Raw genomic sequence first — 13586 nt, forward strand, 5'->3', positions numbered from 1 at the left:
TATAGAACCCTCGGATGACTGATCTATGGTAAGAGTCAAGGTATTACTGGTAGCTCTAAAAGTAGATGTCTCATATTTCTCCTCTGGTTCTAAAGTTCGGCTTTTACTAATAATAGAAGCTACTGCTACAGCGGTATTTTCAGATTGAATTTCCTTTGCGATTGCGGGGGTAGCCGATACTAGTAAAGCTAGTACTGAAGCAATGCCAACTAATTTTTTTATTACCAGTTCACTCCTTGATATGTATTTTTTTACAATTGTATATTATAAAAATATTCTGAAATTGTCTACAATATTTTGGTTTTTTGGTAACTTTAGTGTCAGAGCATAATTACCCTAGCGCTATAAATAAACAATTGAACTGTTTTGCTGCTATAGTATTCCATTGTAAAATGATCTAAGTCTTGCAAGGATAATGTTGGTGGAGCGATAGACTAACAAAATATCCCCTAATAATGCCAGCCATATGAAACCTCCATAAATCTTTGTTCTAGTAATATTTTTACTGTTGATTCTTTTGGATCTTCCAGTGTGTTCGCTCTCTCTTTTAGAAAATAAAGAAGGGATCCTCCGTCAATTCTTTCGTTTCCTCTCTAAAACAAACCTAAGACTGGGTACTGTAAATCATGTTCATATCGGATCATCATAAACCACTATATACTAGGTATTCACCCCATTGTATTTGGACAATCAACTAAAATTTCTATAGTTAAATATAATATCAGGAAAAATGATGGACAACAGGAGGGATACACTTTGTATAATTCATTATCTGACAGTCCCGATGCGATAATCCATCTTCATTTTTCTATTCTTTTAAGAAGCTGGGGGCAGGGTGAATTGTCAATATGGACAACAAACTTCCCTTACTCTCCGCGTATGACATACCAGCCTGACAATAACAAGGAAGGAGTGATCGGCGATGGGGCTTCATTTCCGTAACAGGACTAACGTAGGCTTGCAGATTGTTTATGCCTACTCAAATCCCAACTGTGAAGGGAGCAACAAGTGGTCAAAGAAGGGCTGGTATCAGGTGGCTCCGGGGAACACAGTGCAGGTTTGGAGCGGGTGGGCCAACGGTAAAAAATTCTTTTACTACGCTGAGGATACAAGTGGTCTCGGACGTACGTGGTCGGGCGAATTTTTTACCCAAATCCCTTCTAGAGCTTTCGATTGGTGCTGGGACACAGGCAGTACCGACAGCAGAAACCTGGGGCTTAAGAAATTACAGGTCCCCAATCAATTTCCGCCCATTCTAGACTATACAATCAACCTGCAGTAAAAAGAGAAGGACTAAGCGCTATTTCTCGAATGAATGAGAAATAGCGTTTTTAACTTTTTAATAGATATAATGTCTTGTTATTAATAAATAAAGTGGGCATCTCTATAAATCACCATATTATTCCAGTTGTTATCCAGCTTGACAGTAGCAGACTTTGAACCTCGTGGGTAGCCAAACATTTGTATTAACAACTAGTATGGTAGGCTAACTTCCCTACTAATATTTTAGTACTAAATCAACTTTACTATCTTCGCGGTATTTTATATTGTGAATGTTTTTTCAAGGTGAAATGGGATGAACTGTATCTCCTTTGAGATATCTGGATATTTGTGAAACAAAGCGGTCTGAAGTAGGTATTCGTTGTGGGGCTGAAAAAATGATGATTATAATATGGCAATAAGACAGAGAGTTAGTTATATTTGTAATCTCATATGGTAATTCAGATAGAGCTTTTATCTAGTAAGTCATATTTTATCTTCTATATAATAAGTAGGATATTTTAAAACGGTTTTAGATGTGTACTATTATATGTACGTTTATTATAGTTTTACAGATGTCTATCTTCTCTTCCTAAAAGCATATTTTAGTGACCCTCCAAAGGATTGTCTCATAGAATGTAGCAGATTGGGGGGAAATAGTATGAATGATATGAATCGAGATGAGCAGCTTGATTTAGTCCGCGATTTAATATGTAGATTATTAGGATGCTGTTGTAAGACTGGCCCAACTGGAGCCACAGGAGCCACAGGAGCGATCGGAGCTACAGGAGAAACCGGAGCTACAGGAGAAACCGGAGCCACAGGAGAAACAGGTGCCACCGGCCCAACCGGCCCAACCGGAGCAAGTCTGCCTAGAATTTTTGCCAACGCAGTAAGAATTGCTCCTCAGTCAATTCCACCAGATGGAACAGTTATTTTTAACATTGCTGAGATTCAAGGAATTGATTATAATGATTTCGACACATTTACTATTTTAACGGATGGATTATATAATATTCAGTGGAATGTAGTTCCATCAGATACAAATTCAGTACCTATTACATTTACTTTAGAAGATAGTTCTTTCTCAATAGATTCTTCATCTAATATAGCAGGTGCCCCAATTTTTGGATCAACTTATAATCTTGGCGTGATTAACAATCCATCCCTGCCTTTCTCTCCGACCGTAGCACACCTCTCCATTACACGTATCACAGATTAATAAGGGAAATGTCGATGACCTAATAAAAATCAGTAGACCAAGTAAGGAAATCAATACAGCTCTCTTCTGGACACATCCAGAGAGAGCTTTTTTGCGTGCAACAGTTGTATGTAAGCGAAGAATCGCTCTGAATCTAAGTACCTACTCTTAGGTATTTTTATATGCTACACTTCCTGGATAGGGATATTATGTTTCCGTATCCCAAATGTTTTACTATCAAAGCAACACCATTAACTGAGGTGATGTAAATTGTTAGAGCGTTCAAAGGAAAATATCAGGGGATTAGAAGCAAGAAAGGGAGTGATTGAAAGGAGAGCGTAAGTTTTAATAGCTCTTCTTAACAAAAAAGGGAGACTATTCAGATGAACCAAATTAAAAGTATCAGCAGTGATGGATTTACATTAAATTATTGTATAAAAGGGTTTGGAAAGCCAGTGCTGGTGGTAGGGAGCAGCATATATTATCCACGTTTATTCTCAGAAAATTTATTTGAAACATTTCAATTTATTTTTTTGGACCATAGAGGATTTGTTAAGCCACCTCGTGCTTTAGAACCAGAAGATTATAAATTGGATAAAATTTTAGATGATATAGAGAGGGCAAGACAGGAACTCGAACTGCAGGATTTTATTATACTGGGACATTCAGGACATGCCTTTATGGCCTTAGCATATGCTCAGAAATATCCAGAATCTGTTCAGAAAGTTGTCCTACTTAATTCAGCACCTACAAATAGTAAAGAAAGACAGCAGCAAAGCATTGCATTTTTTTATAAAACTGCCAGCTTAAAGAGAAAGCGACAGTTTGAAGCAGATATTGCATTTTTAGAAAATGACATCCAAAAAGATCCTGAAAAACAATTTGTCCATATGTGCATTCGCATGGGAGCTCAGAGTTTTTACGATTATACATTTGATGCAGCTTATCTGTGGGAAAATGTATATACCAATATGCCAATTATGGACCATCTGTGGGGAGAAGAGTTTGGAAAACATAATTTAATACAATCGTTGGCTGATTTCAAAAAGCCAGTATTCATTGGTTTAGGAAGATATGATTATCTGGTTTCTCCCGTTTCACTATGGGACTCACTTGATGACACATATGAGAACGTGAAGAAAGTGATTTTTGAGCATAGTGGGCATAATCCTATGTTTGAAGAACCGCAGCTATTTGATAAAACCTTAATGGAATGGATGAATGAGGACAAGTAGGATCCTTGGTTCTTTTTTCACAAGGCCGTTTCTTTGCTTTCACGGAAACGGCCTTTTTTGATAACCTTACCTCAATCAATACAATCAAACTTATGTTTATTTCATACATTATAAAAATTACTTATTTTTTGAAAATATGCCGTGCATAGTTATATAGGAGGGCAGCTGCTTCTTGGCGAAGTAGAGGTTCCTTAGCCTTATAGTCAATCAAGCTTTTGGAGGAAATAACCTCTGGTCCGTATAGACCATGAAATACCACATATTGAACGGCCTGATTGGCCCAAGGATCGGTAGCGCCTTTAAGGTTAACATTAACAGGCTGAGCATTCAGTAATGATTTGGACACCTCAAATACAATAACGGCCGCTTCTTGCCTTGTAATAGGACGATTGGGTTCAAATTTATCGGTAGAGGTTCCTTTTAAGGCATCTGCTTCTACAAGAGCTTGAATTTCTTTTACGTATGGACTCTTTTTAGAGTCTGTAAATGTCACGGGATTAGTAGAGGCACGAACCCCAATAAGCCGCACTAAATCACCTGCAAATTCGGCTCTTGTAATAGGTGCTAAAGGATGGAAGGCATGATTCGAATCTCCTCGCAGCACGCCAAAGTCTTGAACGCCATTGATATATGCAGCATATGGGTGTGACTGAGGAACATCGGCAAAATGCTTAGAGGGAGAAATTTTTTGAGCCATACTGACCATATTACGATATTGCAAATAGCCTATGCTGCCATCAGCGGATTCTTTAAAGGCTAAAAAGATGCCTTTTTCGTCCTTGAACAGCAATGGATCAATCTGGCGAAGAATATTTTTCCCCATCGGATCTTCTGCTACTAGCTGTCCCTGTGAGGTTGCTGTAATTTTAGTGATCCAAGGGTTTATCCGCAAATCCCGGTAGGTACCCTCAAAGCGTTTCAATTGTTGGGGAGAGGATGTCATATAAGTCTGTTCTTTCTTAGGTATAGGGTAATAGCGATTCATGAAAGCTTTAAATAACTCCTCGCGAAACTCCTTATCTTTATTGAAAATAATAAACCCACCAACCTTATGCTCTGGCAACAGCCACATCCAAGAATGGAACCCGGGTATATCTCCACCTTTGCCTATCACAAATTGATTATTGTGACTGGAATGGTAGTATGTTTCAAACCCGTATGCCATATTTGGAACCTTAGGATGAACGGAATAGTGAATAGTATGCATATTTTGAGCTGTATCCTGTTTCAGGATTGTTCTACCCTCAAACGAACCTTTATTGAGATGAGCCATCATAAAATGGGCCATGTCATGTCCAGTTGAAACCATTCCTCCTTCAGGCTGTTCAATTGGATTGGACAGAAAAACAGGAAATGGTTGATTGCTAGAATTGTATCCAGTTGCTAAATTAGCTTTTAATTGAGGTGTAAGTAAGAAGCTGCTATTTTCCATTTTTAAAGGTTTAAAAATATTTTCGGTCATGTAACGGTTGAAGGATTTACCGGACAACTTCTCCAGAATGTATCCTTGAAGATTAAAGCCAAAGTTATCGTAGCGGAATGCTTCTCCTGGTTTACGGACAATGCTAGGCATATTCTCTTTCACGTATTTATCCAGCGAGATCGGCGGGATGCTACGGTGATGGATAGATTCCAGCTTATCTGTAAAATCAAAGCCTGCTGTGTTGGTTAATAGGTGCTTCATTGTTAGTTTGCCATTGGTTTTATTGTTTAGCGTTATGTCCCTAAGATAGGTCTGAATATCCTCATCTAAATCGAGCGTTCCTTGTTCTGCTAACTGCATAATTCCTGTAGATGTAAAAACTTTAGAAATAGAAGCTATCGGGAAAACGGTCTGGTTTGGATTGACAGCTATTTTTTTTTCTACATCAGAATAACCGTACCCTTTATTCAGCAATATCCTGCCATCTCGGACGATAACAAAAACAGCTCCCGCCAACTGATTTTTAATATGTGATTGATTAAAGAACTGATCTGCAAATTCTTCTACTTCTTTAGGGTCTGTTGGGCCCAGAGGAGGCTCTTTTACAGGTGAACCATAGGTATAAGGCGTAGGAAAAAGAATGGATACGGTCAAGATTACTATAAACATGAATATACTCCATTTCCTGCTGTGCTGCTTAACCATCATGCATCTCTCCGTTCGATCAATTTTGTTATATACATAGGAATTCAACCCGCCTAAAAGTGCGATCACTCTCAAGTATCGAATCATAATGGAAGTCTTGCCTGATTGGATCGTCCTTTTATATAAAAAACAGGGAATAATTAAAAATACGAACATTATTTACCAATAATATGTAAAAGAACTTTTTCGGTAGGAAGAGAAAAAGTCCTTTCACATAAATAATTATCGTTTTTTAAAAAATATTAGCTTGTTTCTAACACGGGCATAAATGGCTCGTCAAACATGGATAGCAACAATTCCCGAGTAGCTGTATGGCGTAATCCACACAGAATAATGCGAATTTCTTTAAGCATATTTTCTACAGACATAATTTCACCTGTGTGGTTTTTCGATAATTTATCCTTTGGGGAATACGTATTCAAATAATGAGCATTTCGTTTCGCAACGATCAGTAATCGACGTTGAATGTCTGGTATCGCATCTGTGAGGGGGGCTTCCATTTCGATATACCCGCGAATTTCAGCCAAACGAGCATATGCTTCTCGCCATCGCCATAGTTGTTTTTTCTGTTCTCGCTGGTGTGAATCTGGCTCTGGTAAAGATTCTTTGGATATCTGTGAGGCGCTATATGTGCTAGGATGCAGAGCTTTTTGTACTTTTGCAAAATCATTCAAATCTGGTGCCATTAATTCAATGACTTCTCGATAGGCTGAAATATGATTATATGCCCCATTTCGAATTGTCCATCGACAGTGCTGCTTGATATTTTCAATATGCGGCTGGCAAGGGGGTGCGAGAGAAAACGTTTTTTCTTCTGCAACCGGTTGACTAGCAACTATTAGTTGGTTAGCAGAGCTTGAGTTATTTGGTGTGTAACTATTTTCTGTTCCTACTTGCATGTAAGCCTTGGTGAACCATTTTAGAGAGCTGGCGGATATCGAGGAAATATCTCCATGTATTACACTAGGGCTATATTCTCTGAATTCGGGGGAACTGGAACCATTAAATCCATCATGAATCACATGTAGGTTATCTCTGACAGCAACCAATTCGGAAAGAACCATTTTTTCAAGAGTAACAATCCCCTCTTCCACGTAGGAAAGATAGTTATTTTTTTCATTTTCGTCAGCTAGGACGTGCGCGTACAGGTTATAACAAAACAGAATGTGAGCCATTTCATGAAAATAGCTTTGATAAGGAAAATTGACGTAGTTCGTTCGGATAAAATATTGATGATTCTGATAAATCAATCCATTCTCAGGCCGGAAAAGAGAGAGATGGGAGTTGGCTTTGTCTGCAATGTACAGAGTAAGTCCTTCGTTGTAACTTGTAATCCACATTGCCTGATAAGTAGGGCTTAGCAGCAATGCAATCGAATGATTGGTAATACGACCAGAAAGATTAAAAAAATCACTCTGATAATGAGGATAGAAAGACAGCCAGGTCATCCCCAAAGCGAGTGCTTTGTATAATTCAAATTCACTTTCTTTAGCGCAATCAACAGTGAATTGGTGTAGGGAAGTTAAACATCGAATAAAAGAATGTGAATCGTATGTATAATTTTCAACAAATTGTTTAAAGGTAGACTCAAAATCAGCAGGCTCTATCGTCAAAAAAACTTCCAAGCCATCAATCCACAGGTCTCCACCAATTGAGGAATTCATCCATGCTTCATAATCTTGAGTAAGAGAACGAATCTCTTGATATTTTTCGAATAGTTGGCAGTATTGCACGAAATGACCTCCTTTTTATTTTTCGATAGATTAAAAATCAATTCCATAAAGAAGAGCACTCTAAGAAGGTGTCCCTGTCTAACAGTGTACGATTTCTTACAAACCATTTTAGATGATAGATCAATAAAGGATAGTGACAGCTTCTAGTTCTTACATAGCAGGATAAAATGTTACTTTTACTCCTTTTTTTTGTGAGTAATTCTCCTTTCTTAGAGAATATATAACAAACATTACAAATATACAGTAAATTAGTGTTTGTTTATGTAGTATATGGTAATATTTGGGTATAGTCAATAGATCATATACAAAAATTCATTGCTATTTTTTGAACGAATCTCGTCCTTCCTCCGCCGATAGGAAGGGTATTTCGCATGTCATAATTTGAAAACAATATATTATGTTTTTAGATGTTCTGCTAAACTTGTAGTAGTGTATTTTGGTAATTTTTATGAAAAAACTTTGGAAGTGTCTCCCTCGTTTTTAGGCTCGACTGCGCTTTTTCCCATCTATTCATTAGGAAATAGTTGCTGGAAAAACGTTTGTCACAGTATTTTTGCAAGGAAAGGTGATTTTAGATGTCCAATCGAGAAGAAGATTCTATCCAAAGAAATGAACCGAACAAGCAGAATACAGAAGAATTTGTAGTAGTAGGGATTGGTGCATCTGCTGGGGGACTAGAGGCGTTACAAGAATTCTTTGATCATTTACCAGAGACATCAAACATGGCATATGTTATTGTCCAACATTTATCACCACATTATAAAAGCTTTATGGCTGAATTGTTGGAAAAACACACATCTCTTCGGATAAAGCAAGTGACCGATGGTATGAAAATCGAGCCCAACTTCATCTATTTAAATCCACCTAATAACTATATTCAACTTATCAATGGTCATTTCTCTTTAACAACGTATCCTGAAATATCTGGGATTCATTTACCTATAGATGCCTTTTTGGCATCCTTGGCTGCTGAGAAAAAACAACATGCTATCGCCATCATTCTTTCGGGAACCGGGACAGATGGTTCCAATGGAATAAAGGCTATCCAGGAATATGGAGGAATGGTTATGGTACAGGATAGCGAATCGGCCAAGTTTGATGGTATGCCAAGAAGTGCGCTCTCTACTGGAGTAGTAGATTTTATCTGTGCTCCTTTTCAATTAGGAGAGTATCTAGTACAGTATGTAAAACGCTATGTCCTTGGTGAAGTGGAAGAGGAGAAAACGATTGCAAAGGATCGGGTGAAAGACGTACTCACCCTTCTTACAAGGGATAACGGAGTTGACTTTACTGGATATAAACGTGATGGTATCATCCGGCGAATTGAACGACGAATGAAAATAAATAACAAGCAATCCTTAGAAGAGTACCTTCAGTATTTAGAAGAAACACAAGAGGAGCAGGGAGCCTTACAAAAAGACATGCTGATTAATGTCACTCATTTCTTTCGAGATCAAGAAGCGTTTAACATCGTAAAAGCAAATGTAATCCCCAAAATAATCGAAAACAAACAAGCAAATGGTGAGCAGCATGTGCGTATTTGGGTAGCGGGATGCTCCACGGGAGAAGAGGCCTATTCCCTTGCTATGCTGTTTGATGAATATTTATGTAAAAAGGAAATCACACTAGACGTTCGAATCTTTGCTACCGATTTAGACAAAGAAGCAATAAACTACGCTGCTCAGGGTATTTACCCCGCCTCTATTGAGAAGGATATTTCGAAAGAGTTGTTAGATCGGTATTTCGAGAAACAGGGTGATGCCTATCACATTATTAAAAATATCCGGAGAATGATCGTTTTTGCCCCACATAATATTATAAAAGACCCTCCTTTTGTCAATATGGATTTTATCACGTGCCGAAACATGATGATTTATTTTCAACCAGATCTGCAGAAAAGGGTACTGAGCTTGTTTCATTTTTCTTTGCATCCTAAGGGATATTTATTTTTAGGACCAAGTGAAAGTATCGGAAAGCTGGCCAATTTATATGCTCCTCTCAATCGTAAATGGAATATTTTCACCATTCGGAAATCGGATCAAAACACTCACAGCCATACTATCCGCATTGATAAAGAAAGCGGACGTCCAGTTCTACAGACCCGCCCGGTGAAAATAGGGGAAAGAGAAATGATTTCGAAAACAAATAAGCTGGACGATATATATGCTACGATCATAGAGGAATATTTGCCGGCATGTGTGATTGTTGATAGAAACTATGATATCGTTCATACTTCAGGTCCTGTTAATAAGTATCTAACCTTACCGCGCGGCAAAATTACACTCAATATTTTTAAGCTAGTTTCGCCATCCTTATCAGTAGCAATTGGCTCAGCTATTCATAAAGTCAGGAAGGAAAATAAAGAGATTACCTTTACCAATGTAAAAGTAAAAGAGGAGGCTGACGTTTCTGAATTCATAACACTTAGCATTAATAATTTTGCTCCCCATAAATATAACGGGCAATATATGATGATTACCTTTAAAGACGAAGCAAAACCTGATAAATATCCGGAAGATGCGCAACAGAGCTTTCATGTTCAAAGTACGACCACACAACGAATTCGCGAGCTGGAGCTGGAATTACAATATGCGCAGGAAAGTCTACAGGCAACTATCGAAGAACTAGAAACCTCGAATGAAGAGCTACAATCTACCAATGAAGAATTAATTGCTGCAAATGAGGAACTCCAATCCACTAATGAAGAACTCCAATCGATTAACGAAGAATTAATTACCGTTAACGCTGAACATCAAGCCAAAATACAAGAATTACTTGATTTAAATAATGACATAGATAATTTTCTGCTAAGCACGAAAATCGGGACGATATTTTTGGACAGAGATATGTGCGTACGCCGATTTACCCCAGCAGTAACCACCCTTATTAATCTAATGGACATGGATATTAATCGTCCGATTAGTCATATAACGCACCAATTGAAGTATAACAATTTGGTAGAAGATGCTGAGCACGTCTTACATAGCGTAATGCCGTTGGAAAAAGAAATTCAAAGCGTAAATGGCCAATGGTATAGCATGGAGATTTTGCCCTATCGGACACAGGATAATGATATTAAGGGTGTAGTCATTACGTTTGTAGATATTACGGAATTGAAAATGGCAAACAAAGAGCTACAGAAGCTCTCCTATGCGATTCATCAAATACCCAATAGCATTATTATTACAGGCCTTGACGGTGAAATTCAGTATATTAATCCATCTTTTACCGAAAAGACAGGCTACACAGGAGAAGAAGTGATCGGTCAAAAGCTTAATCTTATTGAAAATCATGAGGAGTATGAGGAAAACATTCAAGAGGAAATAATCCAGACCCTAACCAAGGGGAGAAATTGGTATGGTGAATTGCAAAGCAAACGAAAGAATGATGAGGCTTTTTGGGAACGAACAGCATTCTTGCCCATTAAAAATGAAGAAGGGGAAATCATTCATTTCCTTAAAATTAGTGAGGATATTACCCAACAGAAAAAAGCGGAAGAGTTGTTACGTAAATCCGAAATGCTATCTGCCGTTGGTCAACTGGCTGCCGGGATTGCTCATGAGATTCGCAATCCATTAACAGCGCTAAAGGGATTCATACAGTTAATGATGGCAGATGGGCAGGGGAACGAGAAGTATTTCCAGATTATGATGGGCGAGTTTGATCGCATTGAGTTAATTATTACGGAATTGCTATTATTATCGAAGCCACATGCCCTTAGCTTCCAGACAGAGGATATTGGAATCATTCTCAATGATGTATTAATGCTAATCGAAACACATGCATTGATGAACCAAGTAAATATTATCCCAGTAATTCCAACGCCTTTACCGAAGATTCATTGTGTGGAAAATCAGCTAAAGCAGGTATTAATTAACGTGTTAAAAAACGCCATTGAGTCTATGCCGACTGGTGGAAGTGTTGACGTGCATGTTCGCAAAAAGGCATCAGGGAAAATTGCTATAGAGATTACAGATCAAGGAAAGGGAATTCCTCAGGATAAGCTAGCAAGAGTTGGCGAGCCATTCTTTACCACCAAGGAAAAAGGAACTGGACTAGGCTTAATGGTTAGCTACAAAATTATTGAAAACCATAATGGCGAAATACAGATTGAAAGCGAACTAGGTAAGGGAACGACAGTCCGAATTATTTTGCCAACCGTTTCGATATAACAATAAAGCTCAGTGCATAGCCCCCCTTCATTCGCCATAATCTCCGAAAAAAGGGGGGATTTACATTCATCATTCATTGCATCTGCTTCATTATTCGTGAGTAGAAAGTGACTAACTGAAATAAATGTGGAAAATGTTGGTTGAAAAATCCAGAACTTAAATGTAGGATAATAAATTGTGATATAAAGTAAAATAATGGTATAAATGAAAAAGAATAAGTTTTTTTAAAAATAATAACGAAAGGAGACAAAAGAATGCAGAAAAGAGGAAAATGCATATGGGTTTTGTTGCTTGCAGGCTATTTACTGCCGGCAAGTGTCAGCCTTGGAGGAATTACTGCAGAAGCAAGCGGACTTCAGTCAAGCACATTTGCAAACAAAGAAACAATACAATCCTCAAAAAAGCAAATAGCTGATCAACAGACATCTGATGCAGTTCCTACCAGAGTGTCTGCGCAAACCTTTCCTTTTTATGCTGCCTTGCAAAATGAAAATACGGTCTTGTTGTGGGATGCATCCAAGCAGGGGAGCCAGCCGATCCCTATAGCGACAGATGGCAAGGTGCAGATTGCCGATTGGTCAGCTAATAATGAGTGGATTGCATATTTACAAAGTCCCGATCCAAAGAGCTATTCAGGTCCGTGGTATTTATGGGTTTCGAAGGCAGATGGCAGCAAGAAATATCAGGTAGACCAAAGAGAAATTACAGGTACTCCTAAATGGTCGCCTACGGAAAATATGCTGGTTTATCAAGCAAAAGAGAATACAAATGAAGAAGGAATAGTTGCTCGTATTACTTCAAAGGGTATAGAGAGGGTACAGACTATTTTTAAACAAAATGAGGTAAATGAGGTATCTGATTACTCCTGGTATCCAGATGGAAAAAGTCTTGCAGTATCTTTCCCACAAACTAAAACTGAAAATCTACATATTAACCAGGTTTTCTTAGATGGTACTTCACGAACACTATACCGACAAATGACTTCTACGATTGCTGAAGGAATTTATGCCCGTGACGCCACTGGATTAGTGTGGTCGCCGAATGGTGCCTTTCTTGCCTATTTTGAAAAACCTAATTCTCCGTCGTTATCAGCAGATGGAGTCCCCATTAAAGTGTTACAAATTCACTCACAAAAAACCTTTCAAATAGGTGTGGGTTTAGCCTATCCAGAGTGGCTGACCTGGTCCAAAGATAGCACTCGGCTTGCCTTTATAAATGGAGTAGATCGTATGGCTACCTATGGGAAAAATTTGAGAGTATGGGAGACGCTAAATAAACAGGTGTATAACAAAGGTCAAACGGATAAAGTGGATTCCTTGCCCGCGTTTGGTTCAAAAGCAGATGCTCCGCTTCTATTTTTACGTGGACAGGAAGCCCCGTGGCCAACCCAAATGGAGAATCGTCCCTTAGTACCAGGTCAACGCATCTGGCAACTAGATCAGGCAGATAAGGCCAAAGCTATTACTGCTGGCTCATCAGCAACAGCGGACAGTTCCTATTCTTTGGCACCAACAGGTCGTCAGGTAGCATATGTTCGCTTGCAAACTCCCGCTAACGGTTCGTTATTTGTAAAAGATCTCAGTACGGGAAAAGAACATGAGCTTCTTAAAGGCGTAACACTTTCCAGTGGCTATTACGGAAGCTACCTACCAAGCTGGATACAGATTGCTTGGAAAAGGGATGCTTAGAAAAGCAGATGATCTTGACAACCTGAGGCATTGCTTCAGGCTTTTTTATGCTTAAACCATAGGGAACGGTACTAGTAACAAAGAAGGGGAAAAGCCTAGTAACATTTTTAAATCATAGTCACTCCGACCCTTTTATATTGAGAGAAGATGGGGTATTGTGGAAAGCAGG

Annotated in this window: 8 protein-coding genes; 6 read left to right on the forward strand and 2 right to left on the reverse strand. The window is 38.5% G+C overall.

From position 1 onward, the window contains the following. Positions 1-756: 756 nt before the first annotated feature. The 4 genes from QZ995_RS19380 (at position 757) to QZ995_RS19390 (ending at position 3696) form a co-directional block, all read left to right on the forward strand. Positions 757-942, forward strand: coding sequence for a hypothetical protein (locus QZ995_RS19380; protein WP_301810160.1), 186 nt, complete (start codon positions 757-759; stop codon positions 940-942). Beyond that, entirely contained in the window at positions 923-1282 is a 360-nt protein-coding gene (locus QZ995_RS23880; RefSeq protein WP_301994291.1) for a DUF1036 domain-containing protein, read from the forward strand. Before QZ995_RS19380 ends, QZ995_RS23880 begins: the two co-directional genes overlap by 20 nt. Positions 1283-1921: 639 nt before the next feature. Beyond that, entirely contained in the window at positions 1922-2482 is a 561-nt protein-coding gene (locus QZ995_RS19385) for a collagen-like protein (RefSeq protein WP_301810161.1), read from the forward strand. A gap of 362 nt (positions 2483-2844) precedes the next feature. Then, positions 2845-3696 (forward strand): alpha/beta fold hydrolase, encoded by an 852-nt coding sequence (locus QZ995_RS19390; protein WP_301810162.1) that lies wholly within the window; start codon positions 2845-2847, stop codon positions 3694-3696. Between the two features lie 121 nt (positions 3697-3817). Here QZ995_RS19390 and QZ995_RS19395 read toward each other — a convergent pair whose 3' ends face one another. Then, positions 3818-5788: a beta-lactamase family protein gene (locus QZ995_RS19395; RefSeq protein ID WP_301810163.1), complete on the reverse strand. Its 1971-nt coding sequence runs from the start codon at positions 5786-5788 to the stop codon at positions 3818-3820. A 278-nt stretch (positions 5789-6066) separates the two neighbouring features. Further along, positions 6067-7557 (reverse strand): hypothetical protein, encoded by a 1491-nt coding sequence (locus QZ995_RS19400; RefSeq protein ID WP_301810164.1) that lies wholly within the window; start codon positions 7555-7557, stop codon positions 6067-6069. A 575-nt stretch (positions 7558-8132) separates the two neighbouring features. Between QZ995_RS19400 and QZ995_RS19405 the strand changes: the two genes are divergently transcribed. Next, complete coding sequence (locus QZ995_RS19405; protein WP_301810165.1) at positions 8133-11729, forward strand: CheR family methyltransferase; 3597 nt, start codon at positions 8133-8135, stop codon at positions 11727-11729. A gap of 254 nt (positions 11730-11983) precedes the next feature. Next, positions 11984-13417, forward strand: a complete 1434-nt coding sequence (locus tag QZ995_RS19410; protein WP_301810168.1) for a copper amine oxidase — start codon at positions 11984-11986, stop codon at positions 13415-13417. The last annotated feature ends 169 nt before the right edge of the window (positions 13418-13586 follow it).

Source organism: Brevibacillus laterosporus, assembly GCF_030489605.1.
In the GTDB taxonomy this organism is placed as follows: Bacteria; Bacillota; Bacilli; order Brevibacillales; family Brevibacillaceae; genus Brevibacillus_B; species Brevibacillus_B laterosporus_E.